At 60.8% G+C, this 21,668-nt stretch carries 23 protein-coding genes and 1 pseudogene; 12 read left to right on the forward strand and 12 right to left on the reverse strand.

The genetic code is table 11. The features are described 5' to 3' along the window. Position 1: 1 nt before the first annotated feature. Complete coding sequence (locus AOT96_RS04565; protein ID WP_065351361.1) at positions 2 to 1,270, reverse strand: vWA domain-containing protein; 1,269 nt, start codon at positions 1,268 to 1,270, stop codon at positions 2 to 4. Between the two features lie 173 nt (positions 1,271 to 1,443). Between AOT96_RS04565 and AOT96_RS04570 the strand changes: the two genes are divergently transcribed. Continuing rightward, positions 1,444 to 2,406: a sensor domain-containing diguanylate cyclase gene (locus AOT96_RS04570; RefSeq protein ID WP_058037733.1), complete on the forward strand. Its 963-nt coding sequence runs from the start codon at positions 1,444 to 1,446 to the stop codon at positions 2,404 to 2,406. A 95-nt stretch (positions 2,407 to 2,501) separates the two neighbouring features. Here the strand turns inward: AOT96_RS04570 and AOT96_RS04575 are convergent, their stop codons facing one another. Beyond that, positions 2,502 to 3,806 carry an HNH endonuclease signature motif containing protein gene (locus AOT96_RS04575; protein WP_065351362.1) on the reverse strand — a complete coding sequence of 435 codons (1,305 nt, stop codon included), beginning with the start codon at positions 3,804 to 3,806 and terminating at the stop codon, positions 2,502 to 2,504. A 158-nt stretch (positions 3,807 to 3,964) separates the two neighbouring features. On the opposite strand from AOT96_RS04575, the gene AOT96_RS04580 reads away from it, so the two are divergent. The 4 genes from AOT96_RS04580 (at position 3,965) to AOT96_RS04595 (ending at position 6,625) form a co-directional block, all read left to right on the forward strand. Continuing rightward, entirely contained in the window at positions 3,965 to 4,468 is a 504-nt protein-coding gene (locus tag AOT96_RS04580) for a MarR family winged helix-turn-helix transcriptional regulator (protein WP_030535216.1), read from the forward strand. An 11-nt stretch (positions 4,469 to 4,479) separates the two neighbouring features. Next, positions 4,480 to 5,538 (forward strand): LLM class flavin-dependent oxidoreductase, encoded by a 1,059-nt coding sequence (locus AOT96_RS04585; RefSeq protein ID WP_047271106.1) that lies wholly within the window; start codon positions 4,480 to 4,482, stop codon positions 5,536 to 5,538. Positions 5,539 to 5,546: 8 nt separating this feature from the next. Beyond that, entirely contained in the window at positions 5,547 to 6,113 is a 567-nt protein-coding gene (msuE, locus tag AOT96_RS04590) for an FMN reductase (protein WP_007731485.1), read from the forward strand. A 179-nt stretch (positions 6,114 to 6,292) separates the two neighbouring features. Further along, positions 6,293 to 6,625 (forward strand): CD225/dispanin family protein, encoded by a 333-nt coding sequence (locus tag AOT96_RS04595; protein ID WP_054827127.1) that lies wholly within the window; start codon positions 6,293 to 6,295, stop codon positions 6,623 to 6,625. A gap of 33 nt (positions 6,626 to 6,658) precedes the next feature. Here the strand turns inward: AOT96_RS04595 and AOT96_RS04600 are convergent, their stop codons facing one another. Continuing rightward, positions 6,659 to 7,813 (reverse strand): alpha/beta hydrolase, encoded by a 1,155-nt coding sequence (locus AOT96_RS04600; protein ID WP_042922323.1) that lies wholly within the window; start codon positions 7,811 to 7,813, stop codon positions 6,659 to 6,661. Positions 7,814 to 7,851: 38 nt separating this feature from the next. Between AOT96_RS04600 and AOT96_RS04605 the strand changes: the two genes are divergently transcribed. Both AOT96_RS04605 and AOT96_RS04610 read left to right on the forward strand, forming a co-directional pair. Next, positions 7,852 to 8,310, forward strand: a complete 459-nt coding sequence (locus tag AOT96_RS04605; RefSeq protein WP_065351363.1) for a DUF5990 family protein — start codon at positions 7,852 to 7,854, stop codon at positions 8,308 to 8,310. 76 nt (positions 8,311 to 8,386) lie between these two features. Then, positions 8,387 to 9,868, forward strand: coding sequence for a flavin-containing monooxygenase (locus tag AOT96_RS04610; protein WP_065351364.1), 1,482 nt, complete (start codon positions 8,387 to 8,389; stop codon positions 9,866 to 9,868). Between the two features lie 523 nt (positions 9,869 to 10,391). Here AOT96_RS04610 and AOT96_RS04615 read toward each other — a convergent pair. Together AOT96_RS04615 and AOT96_RS04620 are read right to left on the reverse strand one after the other, a co-directional pair. After that, on the reverse strand, positions 10,392 to 11,162 hold the full coding sequence (locus AOT96_RS04615; protein WP_007731470.1) for an ABC transporter permease: 771 nt from the start codon (positions 11,160 to 11,162) through the stop codon (positions 10,392 to 10,394). Between the two features lie 50 nt (positions 11,163 to 11,212). Beyond that, on the reverse strand, positions 11,213 to 11,650 hold the full coding sequence (locus AOT96_RS04620) for a GtrA family protein (protein ID WP_020908979.1): 438 nt from the start codon (positions 11,648 to 11,650) through the stop codon (positions 11,213 to 11,215). Positions 11,651 to 11,791: 141 nt separating this feature from the next. Between AOT96_RS04620 and AOT96_RS04625 the strand changes: the two genes are divergently transcribed. Beyond that, positions 11,792 to 12,499, forward strand: coding sequence for a TetR/AcrR family transcriptional regulator (locus AOT96_RS04625; RefSeq protein WP_007731468.1), 708 nt, complete (start codon positions 11,792 to 11,794; stop codon positions 12,497 to 12,499). A 49-nt stretch (positions 12,500 to 12,548) separates the two neighbouring features. On the opposite strand, the gene AOT96_RS04630 is transcribed toward AOT96_RS04625, so the two are convergent. Next, complete coding sequence (locus AOT96_RS04630; protein WP_003940566.1) at positions 12,549 to 14,045, reverse strand: MFS transporter; 1,497 nt, start codon at positions 14,043 to 14,045, stop codon at positions 12,549 to 12,551. A 99-nt stretch (positions 14,046 to 14,144) separates the two neighbouring features. Between AOT96_RS04630 and AOT96_RS04635 the strand changes: the two genes are divergently transcribed. Beyond that, positions 14,145 to 14,804 carry a TetR/AcrR family transcriptional regulator gene (locus AOT96_RS04635; RefSeq protein WP_019745154.1) on the forward strand — a complete coding sequence of 220 codons (660 nt, stop codon included), beginning with the start codon at positions 14,145 to 14,147 and terminating at the stop codon, positions 14,802 to 14,804. Positions 14,805 to 14,813: 9 nt separating this feature from the next. On the opposite strand, the gene AOT96_RS04640 is transcribed toward AOT96_RS04635, so the two are convergent. The 6 genes and pseudogenes from AOT96_RS04640 to AOT96_RS04655 form a co-directional block, all read right to left on the reverse strand. Continuing rightward, positions 14,814 to 15,017 (reverse strand): PspC domain-containing protein, encoded by a 204-nt coding sequence (locus tag AOT96_RS04640; protein WP_003939828.1) that lies wholly within the window; start codon positions 15,015 to 15,017, stop codon positions 14,814 to 14,816. Between the two features lie 190 nt (positions 15,018 to 15,207). Then, a complete protein-coding gene (locus tag AOT96_RS04645) occupies positions 15,208 to 16,056 on the reverse strand; it encodes an alpha/beta fold hydrolase (protein ID WP_020970664.1) in 849 nt (282 codons plus the stop codon). A gap of 543 nt (positions 16,057 to 16,599) precedes the next feature. Then, positions 16,600 to 17,562 carry a DUF389 domain-containing protein gene (locus AOT96_RS04650; protein WP_021332068.1) on the reverse strand — a complete coding sequence of 321 codons (963 nt, stop codon included), beginning with the start codon at positions 17,560 to 17,562 and terminating at the stop codon, positions 16,600 to 16,602. 175 nt (positions 17,563 to 17,737) lie between these two features. Then, positions 17,738 to 18,082, reverse strand: a pseudogene (locus tag AOT96_RS34590) (transposase); the annotation flags it as partial. Between the two features lie 23 nt (positions 18,083 to 18,105). Further along, positions 18,106 to 18,273 (reverse strand): hypothetical protein, encoded by a 168-nt coding sequence (locus tag AOT96_RS35200; RefSeq protein ID WP_155277909.1) that lies wholly within the window; start codon positions 18,271 to 18,273, stop codon positions 18,106 to 18,108. 155 nt (positions 18,274 to 18,428) lie between these two features. Further along, on the reverse strand, positions 18,429 to 18,782 hold the full coding sequence (locus AOT96_RS04655) for a winged helix-turn-helix transcriptional regulator (protein ID WP_030535209.1): 354 nt from the start codon (positions 18,780 to 18,782) through the stop codon (positions 18,429 to 18,431). Positions 18,783 to 18,891: 109 nt separating this feature from the next. On the opposite strand from AOT96_RS04655, the gene AOT96_RS04660 reads away from it, so the two are divergent. From AOT96_RS04660 to AOT96_RS04670, 3 genes are all read left to right on the forward strand, one after another. Next, entirely contained in the window at positions 18,892 to 19,512 is a 621-nt protein-coding gene (locus AOT96_RS04660) for a malonic semialdehyde reductase (RefSeq protein ID WP_007731458.1), read from the forward strand. 300 nt (positions 19,513 to 19,812) lie between these two features. Continuing rightward, entirely contained in the window at positions 19,813 to 20,460 is a 648-nt protein-coding gene (locus AOT96_RS04665; RefSeq protein ID WP_019745160.1) for an ABC transporter permease, read from the forward strand. Continuing rightward, complete coding sequence (locus tag AOT96_RS04670; RefSeq protein WP_007731456.1) at positions 20,457 to 21,668, forward strand: ATP-binding cassette domain-containing protein; 1,212 nt, start codon at positions 20,457 to 20,459, stop codon at positions 21,666 to 21,668. The genes AOT96_RS04665 and AOT96_RS04670 overlap by 4 nt, the downstream gene beginning before the upstream one ends.

The following is a 21,668-nucleotide window of genomic DNA, read 5'->3' on the forward strand; positions in this document are numbered from 1 at the left end:
ATCACGGCGTTGTGATGCCCGCGGCTACAGCTGCCTTGTGCCAATCCGGGAATTCACTCAGCAAACGGGTGTACAACTGGGCGTCGTCGACGGTGTCGATGTCGTCCAGCGCGAAGAATCCGGCATTGTCGACCACCCTGCCGTCGAGGTCGTCGAGCTTCTCCAGCACTCCGTAGTTGGCCTTGCCGATTCCGACGAACTGCCAAAAGGCCGGGAGCCCAGACGCTTCGCGCATCAATTTCGTGATTTCCTTGCGCTCGCTGAAGCCTCCGTCGGTGAAGAACAGGACGAGCGTCGGCGCGGAACCACGTGTCAGGCCGGAAAGAATCTCAGTCATGATCGGCACTTCACGATTTGCGGCGCCGATCTTGTCGTAGTTGAATCCGCCGTGCGAGCCGCGCAAGTGCAGGTAGGTATCCGACCACTCTTCCGCGTCATGGACAGAGATCTCGGGAAGTTTGACGAAGCTGACTGCATACAAGTACGGCTCCAGCTTGCCGTCGTCATCGAGTTGGATCGCAACGGGAATCATGCGTTCGACAACACGATGCACCACTCTGGTGCGGTACTGCTTGGCCATACTTCCGGTTTTGTCGATCACCAGGACCACCCGTGCCCGAATTCCGTTGCCACCCTTGGTCAGCAGGACCTTGGCCACTTCGCGCTTTCGGAGGTCCAGCTTCTCCCGCTTCACCATGGAGAGTTTGGCTTCGTCGGGCACGGTCCGGATACCGCCTGTCGATTCAGCAGAGCCGGCGGGTCGAGCCGGCGGTTCCTCGTCGACCGAAACGCCGAATGCTGTTACCAGGTCCGCCAATCCGCTGTCCCAGCCAGCTGACACGTTTCGCAGCTTCCAGCCCGTGCCGCGGCGATAGATCTCGACGAGAACCGCTGCTCTCTCACTCGTCAACCCCAAAGCCTGAGCCACGATGGCGGTGGAACCAACCTGCTCCACCACGACCCCAAGGCCCCCGACAGCAGACAGGGTTCCGTTTGCCGCCGCATCAAGTGCCACGGCAACACTCAGCTGATGGATGTCAGCGGGCAACCTCGCAATGTCGATTTCGATGACGCCGCCGGACTCCAAGCGCACCGCGCCTTCGGGTGAGACCGGCTGATTGAAGAAGACAAAATCTGCGTCGTCCCGTACTTTGTTCCGTTCGTCGAGCTGGAACACCATCAGGTCTACCGTGCCCGGGGCGCTACCGTTCACCGCCACCTTCAGCGAAGTTCCCTCAACGACTGTGTTCGCTCCACGCGCCAGCTCCATACCGGAAGATTAGCTGGCCACCAAAGAATCCACGGCCCCGCGGTCGGAAGAATCACAGCACACTTTCAGCAATCGCGAGGATTCTCGAGGCAGACTGTTCGTGGAAGATTTGTCGCACGCGGGACCAAGAGCCTGAACATCGACAGAATCCTAGGGTCGATCAGGAGGTCAAAATGCCGCACGGCCAGACGCGCACCATCCCGATGTTGCCACTCTTGCCACCTCTGACGAATTTCGACGACGCAAGTCGCTCGGTCGTGTCCTACCTCGACGAATATCTTCCGCTGGCACTGTGGTCGATCACGCGGTTCGACGGGTCCAATCAAATCTTTCTCACCGTCTCACCCAACCCACTTCACATCGAAGTCGGCGAGACCCGGGCTTGGCCAAACACCATGTGCAGCGAGGTGGTACTCGGAAATGCGCCGCCAGTCTCATCGAATCGCGCGCTCGTGCGCGCACTGTCCCGTGATGGCAGATGGGAAGGCATTGGCGCATACGTCAGCATCCCAATCCTCCACAACGACGGCAGTCTCTTCGGCACTCTGTGTGGCGCCGACCCGAGTGCGGGCGACTCCGCGCTCGAGGACAACCTAGCCCTCCTCAATCTCCTGTGCCGACTTCTCGGAACCATTCTCGATGTCGACTATCAGCGCGCGCAGTCAGTCCGACTGGCCGAAACTGCGCAACTCGATGCCGAGACCGACCCGTTGACAGGTCTTCTCAATCGGCGCGGGTGGAATCGCATCCTCGAGGCCGAGCAAACTCGGTACCGCCAATTCGCCGATCCGGGAGCTATCATCATCGTCGATCTGGACGGCATGAAGACCATCAACGACGAACTCGGCCACGCCGCGGGCGACGAATACGTTCAAAGGGCCGGCAAGATCTTGGCAGCGTGCGCGCACCCTGGTGCGGTGGTTTCACGGTTGGGCGGAGACGAGTTCGGAATCGCTCTGCCCGATACACAGCCGCGCGCCGTCGACTACCTGCTCGAGTGTTTGGAGAAGGCGTTCCGGAATGCCGACGTCTGTTGTTCGATCGGTCGAGCCGACTTTTCCATGACCCAAAGCCTTTCCGAGACTTGGGATACGGCCGATGCGGAGATGTACCGCCACAAGCGCTCGAAGCACTGATTCGACTCCTCCACGGCCGGTTGGCACCGCATCGGAGGATCCCTTCGATGCGGTGCTCGGTCCGTGTTCTGTTGTCGCCAAAGAGGTTTGACCTCTCAGGTTTTGAAGGTGGTGTTCGCCGGCCTGGGTTGCTGCCCGGGGTCGATCGAGGGTGGCGGGATGAACCACGGTTTGTTGTCGGCGCCGATGCGGATCACCCATTTCCCGACGAACCCGGATTTGCGGTGCATCAGCCGATGATGTGAACGGCACAGCAGGACCAGGTTGTTCATCACCGTCGGGCCACCGTTCGCCCAGTGCCGGATATGGTGCGCATCCGTCCAGGCCGGTACACATGTGCAGCCGGGGAACGCGCAGCCTTTGTCCCGGGCGATCAACGCCACTCGCTGTTCGGCGGTGACCAATCGTTTTCCTGGTTGCGCATCCAAGGGCGCGCCGTGATCATCGAGCAGCACCGTGGACAGGAAACAATCGCACCCAAGGAGTCTGGTCTGCGACACCGACAGCGGTCCGAGCCAGGGCATGTGCCCGACATCGAGATCCGATACAGCCATTCCGTCATCAGCAGTGGAGGGTGTTGCGGCGCAGTCCCGATGCTCAGCGAGATCCCGAGCGTTGATGTGCACGTTCACGTGCGGGCGTTGGCCACCATCGGTACCGGTTTTCGCGCAGTCCAGATACCGGCGGATTAGTTCCGTGAACCCGTCCGCCGTGCGCTTCGGCGCCGACCGAGCATCCGGGGTTCCATCGGGTGCCGGGGTGGGCATCGTCAGATTCGACAACGCCGACAGCAGCATTTCACCGGTCAGGGCGTCGAAATCCCCACGCACCACCACCCGACCATTGAGCGTCGACGCGATCCGCAACTCGTTGAGATCGACATCCTCGGCGGGCGGGATCTCATCCGATTCGAACAACCGCTCCAAGGTCGCGATCACGTTCCGCACTTTCGTCGTCGTCGCTTCCACACCCGACGCAGCTGCCAACAACAAATCGATGCACTTCGGTAATGCCTCCTCCGGCATGCCTTTAGGTGGTGACTCGCAGAACGCCACGATCAACACCGCGTGCTCGAACGAGCAATCCCCATCATCGAAGCCTGCCGCCACCGCCGGAAACGGCCGCAACGCTGCACCCAGGGCGGCGATCTTCTTCCCGTCCCGAACCTGCAGCATCGTGTTAGCCGCCAACCACGCACCCACCCCGCGGCTCGCAATCACCTGATCATCGGGACGCAACGACAACTCGTCCACCACAGCCACACGCACAGCCTCGAGACGCAGAATCTCCGCACTCGCCTCGACAGCAGCGGTACGCAACTCAGCAGCAGACAACTGCCACAGACGTCCGCGTAACCCCACCGCAGAACCAGACACCACATCCGACAACAAGACACTCATTGAATCCCCCGATCCCCTCCCCAAATCATACTCGAACACGTGTTCGAGTCAATACCTCACTACCAGCGCAAATAAGAGCAGGGAATAGTTCGACGGTCGCACGCGTATTATTTGAGTAAGCAATACTTGCGGTCGCAAATAAATGGAGGGCGTCACCGATGACAACTGATGAACACGTACGTGGTCGTGTGTGGCGCGACCTCGTCGTCTCCCACAGCGTCATCCTCGGCAAGATGGAGGCGGACCTTCGAACCACCACCGGACTCACCCTTGGCCAGTACGACGTTCTGCTCCGACTGCACGAAGCTCCGGGAAACACGATCCGAATGGGCGATCTGGCCGAACTGGTCCTGGTCACCACCAGTGGCGTGACGCGCGTCGTCGATCGATTGGTCGAGGCGGGATTAGTGGAGCGCGTTAGACCGGACAACGATCGACGCGTCGTGACGGTATCGATGACGCCTGCAGGCAAGAAGACGCTTCGAAAAGCGTCCGCCATACACACGCGAGGGATCGCCGAATATTTCTCCGATCTCATTGAAACCGAGGAGCTTCCGGTACTCGAACGCTTCTTCTCCCGACTTGCCACACATCACACCAATCAAGGCGGCGCATGCGATGCGCACGTAGGACAGCTTTCCATCACCCCCACGAACAGATAGCGAGAAACAACATGGCTTTCGAATTGGGCGTCTACCATTTCGGTGAACTCACCCCAGATCCCACTACCGGCGCGATGATGAATCCCGGTGTCCACCTTCGCCATTTGGTGGAGCAGGCAACCGTTGCCGATCAGGTTGGACTCGATGTCTTCGGCGTCGGCGAGCACCATCGCACCGACTTCGCAGTCTCAGCCCCGGCAGTTGTGCTCGCGGCAATGGCTCAGGCTACCGACAACATCAAGCTGTCCAGCGCCGTAACTGTACTCAGTTCCGACGATCCCGTCCGTGTGTTCCAACAGTTCGCGACAGTCGACCTGCTTTCCGAAGGCCGTGCCGAGATCATTGCCGGCCGAGGTTCGTACACGGAGTCATTTCCGCTCTTCGGGTACGACTTGTCCCAGTACAACGAACTCTTCGCCGAAAAGCTTGATCTACTACTGAAACTGCGCGACGAGAACCCGATCAACTGGGAAGGACAACTTCGCCCACCACTGATCGACGGTGACGTGACGCCCCGCCCGGACCGTCAGATTCCGGTGTGGATCGCAGTCGGAGGTACTCCGGCCTCTGTCGTCCGTGCCGCGAAACTGGGCCTGCCCCTCTCACTGGCCATCATCGGTGGAAGTTACCAACAGTTCGAACCGTTCGTCGATCTATACCGCAGGGCTGCAGCGGAGTTCGGACACGATCCGAAGAAACTGGCTGTCTCGATTGCTTCGCCAGGATTTGTCGATACCTCGAAGCAAACAGCACTCGACACGTCGTACCCGTACTTCCAGGCCGGGTGGATGCAGAATCATCATCAGCGCGGAAACGGAGTTCCCATGCCGCGCAGGGCATATGAAGCGCAGGCAACCACCGCGGGTGCGTTCTTCCTCGGCGGCCCGCAGGAAATCATCGACAAGACGATGGCGCAGTACGAACTGTTCCATCATGACCGCATCATGATCCAGATGGGGTTCGGCAACGTGCCACAGAAGGACATGCTGCGTGCGATCGAGATCCTCGGCACCGAAGTAGCCCCCGTTGTGCGTAAGGAAATCGAATCACTGAAGTCGTCCCAAGAATAGGAGTTTCGATGAGCACACCGCTCAAAATTGTTGCCGTTGTCGGCAATCTCCAAAAACCCTCCAAGACTCGTGCCCTCGTCGACCTGATCGTCGAAACCTTGGGAGACTTCGAGCAGATCGACACACGAGTTTTCGAGATCGTGGATCTGATTCCTGGTCTTGCATCTGCTCTGGATCGCGATCACGTCGACTCAGTGACCGCCGAAGCGCTGGCAGCAGTCGAGTCCGCCGATATCGTCATCGCGGCGTCACCGGTGTTCCGAGGCTCGTACACGGGAATGTTCAAGCATTTCTTCGATCTCGTCGACCAGTACGCGCTTGCCAACACTCCGGTGATTCTTGCCGCTACAGGTGGCAGCGACCGCCATGCTCTCGTGTTGGACCATGCCCTGCGGCCACTGTTCGCTTTCTTCCAAGCGCTGACCGCTCCGGTCGGGATCTATCTCAGCTCAGGTGATTTCGACGGAACGACTATCCTCAACCCCGAGGTATTCGAACGTATCGAGATGGCAGCAAAGGACGTCCTGCCGGTAGCCAGGATGCTCGCGGAGCGGCATCGAGTTGCGCTGACGTGAACGCCCCTCGTCTGCACAACAATGACCCGGAACCACCACCAGCGGTCACGACTGGCAATGCGGCTGATCCAGCACACTTACGCCGCTGATCCACATCGCATCACCGAACACCGTTTTTCAGTGATTCTTCAGCTCCATCGCAGTAGCGTCGAAAGGGCCACCTCATGTCAGGAGCCCCCATGACCACCCCGGATCAACCCACTGTCCAGCAATCCGTTCCTCAGCACCCGATTCGACCACCCGTCAATGCGGGCTGGGCAGTGGTCTCGCTGCTGTTCTTCTGGCCGCTTTCCTTCTCCGCTTTCACGCACGCCTTCAACGTGTATCCGCTGTGGGCTGAAGGCGATGTGGCCGGGTCGCGGTACGCGTCCGATCGAGTGAAACGGCTCGGTCAGATCTCGCTGTGGATCGCAGGCGGGCTACTTCTCCTGGTCTGCATTCTGTACGCGATTGCGGCAATCGTGTGGTTCGCCAACGGTGGCCACGATTACGGGCCGCGACGTATGCGCTGAACAACCACACTGAAACAACAACACCGCCGAACATCACCTCATCAATCGATCGACGAACTCCATGGTCTGGTCCATCGAAGCGACCGTCGTTTGACCGTGGCTGATTCCGGCGAGTTCTTGATACTCGAACTGCGTTCCTCGCGAACGCATGTCGACCAGTTGCGCCCAGGTAAGGGCGACAGGAACCGTTGTGTCCGACACGCTCTGCACCACGCGCAGTGGACGGTCGTAGCCGTCGACCGGCACCTGCATCATCTCGCGGAACAGGTCGTACATGCGCGGCGTCCATACCGACCGAGAAAACAACGAGCTCAACTGGATTCGTTCGGCTCGAATGTGTCGGCCGAGATCTCCGGCGCACAGTGTCCGAGCCTTTTCCATCCACTCGATCCCCTGCGGCGAGAGAACCTCGCGAATGTTCTCTTCGGGTCGTTGATCGTCGATCCCAGCCAGGACGTACAGCGCATATCCCACCAGCCCGGTGATACCGATGTCGGGAAACAGCGGGCCGCCCAACGGAAACAGCCCTTCCATGTGTGTGGGGCCTGCGACGACAACCGAGCCACGGAAATCCAATTCCGGCGCACGAGTGGTGGCATCGTGTCCCGCGAAGTACGCCGCATGACCACCTTCGGACAAACCCGCGACCATCCACCGCGGACTCAGCACATTGCCGTACAACTCGTGCGCGGCCCGCACGATGTCGACGGCATTCGCGCCGGCGGCATGTCCGTCGAGATAGGCCAGCACCCCGTCGGTACCAACTCCCGAGTAGTCGGTAGCGACCACCGCGTACCCCTGCTCCAACCAGCGTTCGATCGGTTCGATCTCGCCCGGACCGAATCCGGTCGACGAGGGTGCACACTGATCCGCACTGCCCAAAGTTCCGTGGGCATAGGAGATGACGGGCCAACCGCCCGCCGGTGGGGCGCCTTCCGGCAGAAACACGGACCCTGACGACTCTCCCCATCTGTCAGCGGTACGCAGAGTTCGATAGACGACCCGCTGCGTCTCACCGGCGCCGACCGGAAACACTGCGGCCGAGAGTTCGCCATAGGACTCCAGCGCGCCCGCGACTTCCGGTTCGTCCGCCGTCGCCACTGCAACACCTGACCCCCACCCGAGACCCGACAACAGAATGCTCGCCACCACGGCCGCAACAGAGGTTCTACCCGAACGACTCACCACGCCAACCCCTCCCGACCTATGCAGAGCATGATGTCGATATGCAGATCATCATCACCGGTCACAGCCTGCCCGGACGTGAGTGTTCCGAAACCGCAACCTTCGAAGAGCGCAGCAACATCCACGTCGGCGTTCAGCGCCGAGGCAAGCCACACGAAATCCTCGACCTCGTACCGGGAGATACCGAGACAGTGCGATGGGAACTGACAGCGAGTCTGGAGCGAAAGTCCGGTGCCTGGGACTTACTCGGTCCATACATCCAGGGTCCACCTCGCGGACGCTTCATCTACCTGTCCTGGGTGACGGTATCCGATGACCAGACGTTCGAGATATTTCGGCGCGCAAAGCTGATGCTCGACGCGATCCCCGAGCACATCGCCGAGGAGGCCGACGCTTCCGGCATGCTCCACGGAGACCTCGGCCTCACCGACGCCGCAGGTAAACCACTGTGTGCGGCTATCCGACCGCCGACGATCACATGGTCATCCTCGCCTTACTGAGCATCGTTCAGTAGTGTGGAGATCGAACACTTAGCCTGCCCGGTGGCCCCACACGATCGATACGGAGTCCGAACTGATGAGCACCGAACACCTCGATGTCCTGATCGTCGGCGCCGGCTTGTCCGGCATCGGTGCTGCGTATCGACTCCAGACCGAGCTTCCCGGCAAGTCGTACGCAATCCTCGAGGCCCGCGCGAACAGTGGCGGAACCTGGGACCTCTTCAAATACCCTGGCATCCGGTCGGATTCCGACATGTTCACGCTCGGCTACCCGTTTCGGCCGTGGACAGATGCCAAAGCAATCGCCGACGGTGATTCGATCCTCCGGTACGTGCGCGACACCGCGCGAGAGAACGGGATCGACAAGAAGATTCGGTACAACCGGAAGGTGACGGCCGCATCATGGTCGTCAGCTGACTCGACGTGGACGGTCACTGTCACGACCGGTGACGAAGATGAAACCCTGACCTGCAACTTCCTCTATCTGTGCAGTGGTTACTACAGCTACGAAGGCGGATACACCCCCGACTTCCCTGGACGTGAATCATTCAGCGGCGACGTAGTGCACCCGCAGTTCTGGCCCGAGGATCTCGATTACTCCGACAAGAAGATCGTTGTGATCGGAAGCGGCGCCACCGCAGTCACTTTGGTCCCCACGATGTCGCGCGACGCGAGCCATGTCACCATGCTCCAGCGATCACCGACATACATTCTGGCTCTGCCGTCCAGCGACAAATTATCGGACACCATTCGCGCAGTACTGCCGAATCAGCTCGCGCACAGCATCGCTCGATGGAAGAGCATCGTAGTGAACCTGAGTTTCTACCAACTGTGCCGGCGCAGTCCAGCGCGCGCAAAGCGGTTGCTGAACCTCGCGATCAGTCGCCAACTCCCGGAAGAGATCCCACTCGATCCTCACTTCACACCCACCTACGATCCCTGGGATCAACGCTTGTGCGTCGTACCGGACGGCGATTTGTTCAAAGCCCTCCGATCGGGCAAGGCCTCGATCGAGACCGATCGCATCGACACTTTCACCGAGACCGGAATTCGTCTCGCGTCAGGTCGCGAACTCGAAGCTGACATCATCGTCACTGCAACAGGATTGAAGATGGAAGCGTGCGGCGGGATGTCGATCGAAGTGGACGGCGAACCCGTCACCCTCGGTGATCGTTACGTCTACAAGGGCATGATGATCAGCGACGTACCGAACTTCGCGATGTGCGTCGGCTACACCAACGCCTCGTGGACTCTGCGAGCAGATCTCACGTCGATGTACGTCTGCCGACTGCTGACGGAGATGGACAAGCGCGGCTATTCGAAGTGCGTGCCGCACGCGAGCGAAGAGATGGACCAGCGGCCGATCCTGGACCTGGCGTCGGGGTACGTCATGCGTGCTGTGGAACAGTTCCCGAAGCAGGGATCGAAGTCACCGTGGAACATGCGTCAGAACTACATCCTTGATCGTCTTCACTCGACGTTCGGGAGCATCAACGACCACATGACGTTCTCGAAGGCGCCAGCTCGACAGTCGACGCCGGTACCGAGCAAGAGTTGAGCGGACCACGAACAACCAGGTAGAGCAATCGGGCGAAGCCACCAATCGATCCGACGACAAAGAACACACCCGAACCTGCGACTACTGCACAGAGCGCACCGAGAACGATGATCGCCGACGCCTCTACCATTCGACCGGCGGACTCCGATCCGAGAACGTGTATTTCATCAACTCCTTCGTCCATAAAACTATTTTCAGCCAACCGTCCAGCCGGTTTGTAGGGACTTTAGTCGCGAGTCGGATCAAAATGGACTCATAATTGCAGGTCAAGCGTTCAGTTGGCCATGCCGGCCGGATGATCTCCAGTCCGTTCCGTTGTGATGGTCGGCAACCGAGTGCTGGTCGAATACATGGACGATTCACGAATCGACACGGTCGTATCAAATCTCCGTGCCTCTCCACCCACTCTTACGCAGGGTGTGGCCCAGCAGCGTGATCACCAGTGAAAACATCGGCAGGGCAATGATCACCCTCGCGGCAAACACCCCCGATCTTCCCGGCCGCGTCCTTCGCAGCGACAAGATCAACGAACTCGCGCAGGCCTGACAGCTTGGCCTCGAAAGACGAAACCGCGGGCGACGAGTTCCAACGCCACGGCCACCGAGCAGGTTTGTGCCAACAACAACCCTGCCAATACAAGAATTTGCACAGCACCGGCCTGAACGGCCGATCCCGTCGCGAGCAACACACCGACAAAGGCTCCGGGCAATGTCACGAGGCCGACCGTGCGTGTCTGGTCGACTCCAGGCAGCAGAGCATCGGAGGCAGCGGTGCGGGCTACCTCCCACCGCGCATCGCGTTGGGAAAATCCAAGGCTCAGTGCTGCTTCCACTTCCCCGTACCGGTCGTCGACGGCGTCGAGTCCGCGTTTGGCTGCCATCGATGTTGCAGTCATCGCGCCACCCAGAACAATGCCGCCGATCGGCACCAGAGCGACGCCTTGCAGCGGAACCACTCCGGACAGCAGCATCAGTGGCAGAACCACACCGATTCCCGACGCCAACGCGATGGTCAGCCAAACTCCGGACGTCCCCGCGTTCGAGCGTCGTGCCGCGGTGAAAGACGCCGCAACGAACATGCCGGCGAGCACGAGGAGCGCCGACCAGATGTGGGCCAAGGCGGCGGCAAGGATCAACGAAATCGCAGCCAGCTGAAGAGCGCCACGAGCGAGGGCACCGGGGACCACCCGAACGCTACCGAGGTAGGTGAATCGGTAGACGAGCGTGGCGACAAGTGCCATGACGATGCAGAGCACAGCCAGACGGATGCCGGAGTCGGCTATCGAAAGGCTCATGGGTCTCAGTGTTCCCTACGAGCCGAGTCCGATCCGAATTCGAGAACCGCTCAGAACACCCAACCGCGAAGGGCGACGAATCGCAGGCCACCGACAATTCCGCTCACGGCGATCACAAGCCCGGCTTGAAGAAGCCCGTCGGCGCCTGGGAGAAGGAAGCCGAGCGCACTGATGGCGGCAGAACTGGCGATCAACCCGACCAGTGCGAGTCCACCGCCTTCCCACTGCGCGGTGAACCAGTTGACGCGATCCGCGGCGTGGAAGGTGAGCCGGCGATGCAGCTCATTGGCCAGAATGGTGCTCAAGACCGCACCAACTGCGTTGGCGACCAGCGCTCCGTCACCGCGCAGCGCCAGAAAAGCGGCAAAGTACAAGATGTTGCTGGCTCCGCCGACGAGGGCAAAACGAACGAGCTGAGCAAAGGCGCCGTCGCCGGCAAGGGCGCGAAGCCTCGTTGCCGCGAAACCTGCACTCCGCGTACCCACCATCGAGATCGGATTGCTCCCGACCCAGATGTCAGACGTGCTCATATCGGCTTCTCTCATACGGACAATCGGAACCACACGTTCCGCTTAGTAATATAGCACTAACGGAATCGATCATTCCGCTTAGTGCCGTAGACTGTGAGGATGCCGACAACACACCCCGACGCTTCTCATGCGGGGACCTCGGCCGACTGCTCACAGCCGCGCCTTCGGTCCGACGCCAAGGCCAACCTCGAGCGCATCCTCAACTCCGCTCGCGAGGTGTTCGCTGCCCAAGGACTCGACGCCACGCTGGCGGACGTCGCGAAGCACGCCGGCGTCGGCGTCGGCACCGTCTATCGCCGGTTCGCCAGCAAGGACGAACTGATCCAGGCACTGTTCGACACGCGGTGTTCCGAGATCGAAACGATCGCCGCCACCGCCCGAGAGATGCCCGACGCCTGGGAAGGTCTTGTCTACTTTCTCGACGTGATCTCTCTGCGCATGGCAGACAACCGCGGATTCGGCGATCTCCTGATGGACGGACGCTTCACGTCCGACACCTTCGCTCGCGCGCGCGCCGGGATCGCTCGACACACTGCGGTACTTGTCAATCGCGCCAAGGAACAGGGCACCCTGCGCAGCGACTTCGAAGTCAACGACATTCCACTTCTCATGCAGGTCGTCAAGATGGCCCAGAAGTTCGGTGGCGACGAGGCCCCTCAGGCTTACCGCCGCGCACTCGGGTTCATGATCGACGGACTCTGCGCGTCCCGCACCGACCATCGGGAACTGCCCGTGCCGGCGCTGTCCTCCGAGCAACTCGATCACGTCCTTCATCGGTTTCAGGCAACGCCCGGGAAGAACTGCTGAGTCGATTTCGGGGTCGACGCCATTGCGGCGTCGACCCCGAAATTTGCTGTCAGTGGGCGATTACCGGTTCACCTTCCGGCGAATCCGGAAGCAGTCCACTCCGAAGAACCAGTCCGGTCAAGACCGCACCGACCGCGAATATGCCTGCGGCCCAATAGAACGTCGTGGTGTAACTCTCGACGGCGGCCTGCGCCTGAGTCAGCGGATTCATCTCGCGGCCCACCAGGTAGTTGGTGGAAGCCGAGGCGGCAATCGTGCTGAGCAGTGCAGTTCCGATCGAGCCGCCCACCTGCTGCATCGTGTTGACCGTGGCAGATGCGACGCCGGCATCTTCGTGATGCACGCCTGAAGTTGCTCCCTGCATCGACGGGGCGAAAATGCTGCCCATGCCGAGTCCGGTGACGACGAGCCCCGGCAGAATGTGGACTGCATAGGTGCTGTCCACCGAGATCTGGGCCAGCAGAGTCATTCCGATCGCCGCGATGACCATTCCGCTCACGATCAGCACTCGCGGACCGACGCGCGGCAGCAAAACCGCTGTCGAAAGCGTTGCCGCTGTCACGATTCCGAACACCATCGGCATGAATGCGAGGCCGGTCATGATCGGGCTGTACCCGAGGATCAGCTGCATGTAGTACGTCAGGAACAGGAAGACTGCGAACATGCCTGCGCCGGAAAGGAAGATCGCCAGGTACGAGCCAGCCCGGATTCGGTCGAGGACCACCCGCAGCGGAAGAAGTGGGTGCTCGGACTTGGTCTGCCAGTAGATGAACGCCGCCATGAACACGACGCCGGCAACGAGCCACGAGATAGTGGGAGTTGCACTCCACCCGTCCGACTCGGCCTTCGAGAATCCGAAGACGATGCTGAACAAGCTGATCGACACCAGGATCGTTCCGGGGATGTCGAGCTTGGGTCGCGAGTCACTGGTGTGCGGCGCGAGCAACAGGACTGCTCCGACCAGAGCGATCGCCGCGAAGAAGAGATTCACGAAGAGGCACCAGCGCCAGTCGACCCACTCGGTGAGTGCGCCGCCGAGCAGCAGTCCGATGGCGCCACCACCGCCGGCAACGGCACCGAAGATACCGAACGCCTTGGCACGCTCACCTGGATCCGTGAATGTCACGGACAGCAGCGACAGGGCTGCCGGGGCAAGGAGCGCACCGAATACGCCTTGGCCGGCACGAGCGGCAACAAGCATTTCGAAGTTGACGGCTGCGCCACCGATGGCGGAAGCGACTGCGAAGCCGATCAGGCCGACGATGAAAGTTCGCCTGCGCCCGAACAAGTCGCTCAATCGACCGCCGAGTAGCAGCAAACTGCCGAACGCCAATGCGTATGCCGTGATGATCCACTGGCGGTCCGAATCACCGAACTCCAGTGAGCGCTGCGCAGCAGGCAGCGCGATGTTGACGATGGTGGCATCCAAGACCACCATCAGCTGCGCAATTCCCAGAACCGCGAGAACCAGCCACCGCTTTGCGTGGTTGTCCCCTGAAGGCGCTGAGGACTGCTCGAATTCAGTCCGTTCAGCAATGTCTGACATAGTCCCTCGCCCAACCTATGCGGAGATGGCTTCTCCGGTTAGCAAAAACGCTACACGAAAACGGAGAGGCTGTCTCCACTTGGCGGGTAGAGTGGGGACATGAGTACCGCAATGGAGCGCCCCCTTCGCGCCGATGCTGCACGTAATCGGCAGTTGATCATCGACGCCGCACGTGAATTGTTCGCCGAAGAAGGGATCGACGTCACACTCGACGACGTCGCCCGGCGCGCGGGGGTCGGCGTCGGAACGGTCTATCGGCGGTTCGCCAGCAAGGAAGAATTGATCGACGGAGTCTTCCAGCAGAACTTCGCCGACATGGCAGCGGCCGCGGACGCGTCACTTGCCAATCCGGATCCGTGGGACGGACTTGTCACCTTTGCCGAATTCGCCTGCAGCCGTATGTCGGTCAACCGCGGACTCAAAGACGTCCTGAACGGAACCGACGAGGGATGCGAGCAAGTCGCATGCCAACGATCCATCATCGAGCCGTCGGTCGAGAGGATCTTCTACCGGGCCCAGGAGGCCGGGATGCTGCGCCCCGACGCCGTACCGACGGACCTGTTCGGCCTCATCTTCATGGTGGGCGCAGTCACCGAATTTGCTCAGCCCGTCAACCCGACCGTGTGGCGTCGATACCTCTCGGTAATGCTCGACGGCCTACGCACGGAGGGCCTGCACCGTGACGCACTGCCCCTTCCTCCACTGAGTTCGGAAGAATTGCACGAGGCCAAGCAATGCCTGAAAGACCGCCGCCGTTGAGCGGTTCGGTCAGATCTGCTCACGAGGAATGAAAATCCACATCACGATGTAGATCAGAAACTGCGGGCCGGGCAGCAGGCACGAGAGTACGAACAGCAAGCGGACAGTCGACGACTTCCAACCGAAGTACCGAGCGATTCCGGCGCACACCCCACCGAACATTGCTCCCGAGCGGGCGCGGGTGAGCTTGCGGGTATTCATCGGGGAGGTCATGTGTTGTTTCCTTTCAACGGAACTCGCGGTTCATCCGCGTCGACCTCCACTATCCGCTGCCGATCCACCTGTGCGCATCAGGCCATGGACCCATCTTTTCCGACGCGGTGTGTCCTCAGGTACGAGTCCGTCCCCGCGTCTGACTCAGGGTTCCCCCCCACACCCCGGCCTCGGACCTCAGCCTCGCACCTCAGCAGGGAAACATGCGTCGAAGCCGTTTCGGAGCCGCAAAAGGTTGCCAGTTGTCGACGTCCTGCGCCAGACGATCGGCAACGGTCCACAACGCCGACGGGTTGTGGGTCAACCCCATGTGACTGCCTTGCACCGCAATGCTTTCCGACAGGCCTGCCGAGGTTTCACAGCACGCTTGCCATGGAACGATACCGTCGTGCCTGGAGTAGACCGACGTGGCGGGAACGGAAATAGGCGATCCCTGTTCGGATTCGATGCCGTCGACCGGAGGCAGTATCGCGTGATTGCCGGACAAACGAGCGTAGAGAGATCCGACTCTCGTCTGCTCCAGACTGGTGAGACCGAAAGGACTTCCCAGTGTCACTACCTGACGCACCGAATCCGGCAGGTCCCTCGCCAGCTTTCGAGCGTAGATACCGCCCAGACTCCAGCCAATTACCGACACCTTCTGCTCGTATCGATCTGCTACCTCGGCCAATGCGGCAGGCAGTCCGTCGACCACCGTCGCCGTCGGACCGGTGTTCAGACCCAGATTCCAACCGTGAACCCGGTATCCGAGAAAGCTGAGGTATGTCCTCAAGGCGAGAGTCGAAACGTCCGAAGTCAGCAATCCGGGGAGAACGAGGACCGGATGCCCGTCCCCACGCGGCGATCGAAGCAACCAAGGAGCCGCGAGAAGCAGTGAAGCGATGTCGACCAGTCCGCGCGTCGGCTCGCTCAGACACATCGCCAAGGATGGTGGCCCCGGAACGAGTGGGTCGACTTCACGAATCAGCGTCGATCGCTGCGCCCAATCGAATTCGGTCTCCGCGAAATCGATCGCCGAGACTTCCGCAACTACGGACACCTGAACTCCTGTCGGCCGGTGCCCTCGTCGGGGCGTGTGGTGGGGCGGTTCCGCGAGCTGTGTGCTCAACCCGCGGAACCTTGTCCTCATCCACCACCGGTAGCGAACCAGGACCCGTTCTGCCCACAGATTCGTGACCAAAGGCCTCTCGACCACACGAACACTGTGTGATCCAGAACACTAGTTTTGGTTACGTTGCATCTACGTTGCGTAGATGTTTCGTCGCTACCAAGGAGAATCTCGACAAGTCTTGTCAAGCACTGCGGCAGGCCGTTTCCTCCGGCAGAGCCGCCGGCGCTGCAGGTCCGAAGGGTCTGAGTGAAGTCACGCTGCCAATCGGTTGCGGCTCGATTGATCCCCTTTTCCAGTCGCTGCAACCAGCCTGGAAGCCATGATCGGTACAGACAGCGGTACCCAGATCCGACAGTTCGCATGCCGGATCTGTTTGTCGCGACGTTTGTCGGCGCAGACATTCCCACCGATCCGCAAGACAGCTGTCAGCCTGAAGCCTCGAAAGTCCAGTTCCGGCAGTGGGTCAGGCGCCTACGGCGATGTGCCAGGCCTGGCGTCCCGGCGCGTGACTGATTTCCATTGGCGACCGGATCGGGGCAACGAGAACAGCAGCAGCACAACTACTCCAGCGAGCACGATACCGATCAGATTGACACCGAGCTGAGCCAGCGAACTCAGCACGACATTCCACTTACCTGCGAAGACCGCAACGACCGCCAATCCCGCAGCTGGCACCGTCGTCACCGAGATGAACACCCCCACCAGGACCGTAGAGGTAGAGGTGACCGTTGCCAGCATGCCAGCCGCTCCCGCCAGCAGTGCTACCACCAGTGAGAACGGCCCCACCTCGTAGATGAAGTCGAATGCGCGGGCGTTCTCGACATCGCCGATTCCGACCCAGCCCAGACGAATCCACAGCAAGGTAGCCAGGCCGGTGAGGGCCATCGCGGCCGGAAACGAGATCGCGAGGGTACGAATCGAATTTCGCACGAGATCTTTGTCTCGACGTACCAGACCCACTGAAAGCGCTGCCAGCGGCCGGAACTCCGGCCCCACCACCATTGCACCGACCAGGGTCAGCGGCGACGCCGTGGCAACACCGACTGCCGAGAGCAAAAACGCGATCACCAGGAAGGCCAGGAACGCCGGAGTCAGTCGGGCACCTTCGCGCACCTGACCGAGCAACTGCTCCCACACCACTGTCTCGTCGGGTCTTCTCGGGGCCGCAGTGTCCGCCCGTTCTGCGGAGAAGGACAGCATGGTTCCCGCCGGCTCGAACGAAATACCGCCAGCCCTCACCAGGTCCAGAGCAGTCAACGCGGCAAGCACGTCGTTCGCGCATGCGCGGGCTACATCGGCCTCGATCACATCTCCCGGCGGATCGACAGCGGCTCTGAGTGCGAGTGTCACATGAGTAGCCCCAGGTTCGGCGGCCAACATGTTCAGCACATCTCCGGTCCGCTCACTCGGCGAGATGACACGCAGATGCAGCACAGTTCTGTCTCCTTCAGCCGGCGGTGGCCTCGGGTGCAGGCAGCATCGACGGCCGGTCCATCACCGGAAACCATAGCGGGCTCGGACATGTCTCAACACCGTGGATTCTCAGCGCTACGAGCCACACTCCCCCGGCGCACATACATCTACCGCACTGCGTCAGTCGCTAGGGCGCTCACGCAGCCGCGACGGTAGTCGGTCCAAGTTGATAGATCGCGTTATCGCGGAGGAGCGCCCACCACACGTTCAGTCTCCGCCTCCCAACGCAAGAACCGCCTGCGTATGACACTGCCCCTCGGCCCGTTTGCGGGTACAAAAAGCCTACGACTGAGCGTTGTGCCGGATACTGTGCTGCGCGGACAGATAGAAGGCCCGCAACAGCCTGCGGTCGTACCTGCGCGGCCGGCGCAGATTTCCACTGACTCGGCCCGAATCTCGCGGCACAGGCGCTAAACCCTGAGATGCCGGCCAATCTGTCTGCGCTTCCGAACACAGACACGTCACCACCCGTGGCGGCGACATCTGCCCAGCCACCCGCACCAACTACCCGTTTGCGGCCTCGACCGCGGCGTCGTCAATCCGAGAGGCGTTGTATGCCTTCTTGTTCCGGAACCACACTTCCGACTTCGTCCGGCCGAATTTTCGAAGTCCGTCAGGCGATTGATAGGTCGAGTCGTCGAGAACACCGGGCGGCCGTTCTCCTTCAGCCATGCGAACAGCAGCACAAAAAGAGCCATACCCGGCGTCCCCAGGCAGCCCCGAACCGACAAATGTTCGGCCAGTATCGCCCGGGAAAAACGGTAAGGAAATAACAACTGGCAGAAACAGGACCCGCGCAGTCGCTGAACTGCCGTTCAAGCTAGCGCTCAGTTCGAGCAACTCTCGGGTGGCAGATTTTCGGCGGCCCACGTTGTCAGTTCACTGAGAGCGGGGAGCAGCGCCTGCCCCGACGCTGTGAGTTCGTACTCCACGGCGATGGGCGGACCTGCATCGACGCTCCTCGTCACCAGGCCTGCCCCTGTCAACTCCGTCAGGCGTTCCGAGAGCACCGAATCACTGATCCCGCCCACCGCGCGCTTGAGTTCGGAGAATCCCGCCGGCCCGTTCAGCAGCGTGCCGAGAATGACGCCGTTCCACCGTTTGCCCAGGAAGCCGAACGCGCGGGCCAGAGCCCCGTCACATGCGCGGGGCTCGTGTCCCGCTTCGCTCTTGCTTGCCACCCCACCATCCTAGCCACAGTGCTAACGTATCCGTAGGCACTATTTTTTTACTAGCAACTAGCTTTACCGGGTGATGCTCGGTCGAGCTACCACGGAACGGAAACCCCCGATGTCTCTCGACGCAGCCACCCCATTCACCGCCCAGCAACTCGACGAAGCCGGCCGCGAGCTCCTCTTCACTGCGGCTCGCACCGCCAACTCCTTCTCGAACGAACCTGTGACCGACGACGAACTGACTGCGATCTGGGAGCTCGCGAAGTGGGCACCGACCGCGGCCAACACCAATCCGCTACGTGTGCTGTTCGTCCGTACCGAGGAAGGCAAAGCACGCCTCGTCGAGCACATGGCAGACGGCAACAAAGCCAAGACCGAGGCCGCTCCTGCAGTTGCCGTTCTGGCGGTGGACACCGAGTTCTACAAGCACATCCCCAACCTGTTCCCCATTCGCCCGGAGATGAAGGACTACTTCGAATCCGACGAGGCTGCCGCCAGTTCGACGAGTCGGTTCAATGCCGCACTTCAGGCCGGCTATGTGATCCTCGCGATTCGCGCACAGGGTCTGGTCGCCGGCCCGATGGCCGGGTTCGACGCCGACGGCATCGACGGCGAATTCTTCGCAGACGGACGTTTCAAGACGATCCTCGTGGTGAACATCGGCCATCCCGGTGAGAACCCCTGGTTCGATCGTCTGCCGCGCCTCTCCGATGAGGATGCGCTCAGCTGGGCCTGAGGACAATTCGGACAAATCAAGCAATGCGGGAGAGTTCTGCGGAACTCTCCCGCTTTGCCATCTACAGCGCGTTTCAACTCTGCCCGCAGTGGGTACATACCCGCGTCTCGCAAAATCTCACGTCCAGAACAACATCCGACACGCTGCAATCGGAATTAGTTGCAGTATCTCAGTTTTTGGACGACAGTCGAGGGAAACCCCTCGGCCTACGGAGGCTGCGGGGAAAGCCCTTGCGCGCCGGTCGGTGTCGAGGGAAGACGTTCGAGCGAGCAGAAGTCCGAAGAAAGTGGGTTCGGAAATATGGGCGCCCTATGGGATTTTGTCGTTGCACGACGACAACAATTGATGACCGACTCGTACCTACATGTTTCAGCAGTTATCCAGTCCGTGATCATCGCGACGATTGCCGCCGTGATCATCGGCATTCTCGTCTACCGAAGCCCGGCGGGATCCTCCATCGCTACGGCGTTGGCCAGCACGATCCTGACGGTTCCTTCATTCGCCCTCCTCGGACTGCTCATTCCGATTCTCGGTCTCGGCGTCGCTCCCACGATCACCGCGTTGATCTTGTATGCCCTGCTCCCGATCATTCGGAACACGATCATCGGTCTGGATGCAGTCAACCCGGCGATCACGGACGCAGCCCGCGGTGTCGGAATGAATCGCATGCACGTACTGAGTCGAATCGAGCTACCGATCGCGTGGCCGTCGATCCTCACCGGCATGCGGGTCAGTACACAGATGCTCATGGGCATCCTCGCCATCGCGGCGTACGCCAAAGGTCCTGGTCTGGGAAACCTGATCTTCTCCGGACTCTCGCGTGTCGGTAGCCCGAATGCTGTTCCGCAAGCGCTGGTCGGCACCGTACTGATCGTCATTCTCGCTCTGATTCTCGACGGAATCTACGTCGTCATCGGTCGTCTCACTACTTCGAAGGGGCTGCAATGACTGAAACCATTCCGTCTGACGTATCCACAGATCAGAAGGTATCCGGGGTCGAGATCGTCCTGGAGTCCGTCACCAAGCGGTACCCGGGCCAGAAAGCTGCAGCGGTGGACAATGTTTCGCTGACTGTTCCGGCCGGTGAAATCGTGGTCTTCGTCGGACCTTCGGGTTGCGGCAAAACAACGACGATGCGCATGATCAACCGCCTGATCGAACCTACCTCCGGCAAGATCACCATCGACGGCAAGGACGCGCTGTCGATCGACCCGGACAAGCTCCGCCGTGGCATCGGGTACTCGATCCAGCAGGCAGGCTTGTTCCCGCACTTCACGATTGCGAAGAACGTCGCGACTGTCCCGGGTCTGATCGGTTGGGACAAGAAACGTATCGCAGCGCGCACCGACGAGATGCTCGACCTCGTAGGCCTCGATCCCGATACCTATCGCGACCGCTACCCTCGCCAATTGTCCGGCGGGCAGCAACAGCGTGTGGGCGTGGCGCGGGCGCTGGCTGCCGATCCTCCGGTGCTGTTGATGGACGAACCTTTCGGTGCCGTCGATCCGATCACCCGCGGCCTGCTCCAGGACGAACTGATGCGTCTGCAGTCGGAGTTGGGTAAGACCATCGTCTTCGTCACCCACGATTTCAACGAGGCAGTCAAACTCGGTGACCGTATTGCCGTGCTGGGCAATCAGTCCAGCATCATGCAGTACGACACTCCGGAAGCGATTCTCGCCAATCCCGCAAACGACATGGTCGCCGGATTTGTCGGGGCGGACGCCTCGCTCAAGCAGCTGACCCTGACACGCGTGCGCCAGATCAAACTCAAACAGTGCCTCACCGCCCGCGAAACCGATTCGGTCGATGATTTGAGAACCGCACTCGCAGCGCGTAAGTGGAAGTGGGCCCTGATTCTCGATCAGCGCGGACGGCCGCTTCGCTGGGTCTCGCCCGGCCACCTCGCCCATGCGTCGACTCTTCGAGGTGTCGGTAACGAGATCGGCGAAGCCGTGTCCATCCAGTCCACCCTGCAGGATGCGTTGGAAGCTCTTCTCGCAGAGAGCAATGCGTCCACCGTGGTCACCGGACGGCGTGGCGAGTACGTCGGTCTCATCACCATCGACACACTGGTCAGCCATCTTTCCGAAATGCGCGAGGAGCATGCGCACGACCACGACGAAGAGCCAGACACCGAGAACGTCGAGGGTTGA

Origin of the sequence: Rhodococcus sp. 008 (genome assembly GCF_001682295.1) — a bacterium.
Lineage (GTDB): Bacteria > Actinomycetota > Actinomycetes > Mycobacteriales > Mycobacteriaceae > Rhodococcus_F > Rhodococcus_F qingshengii.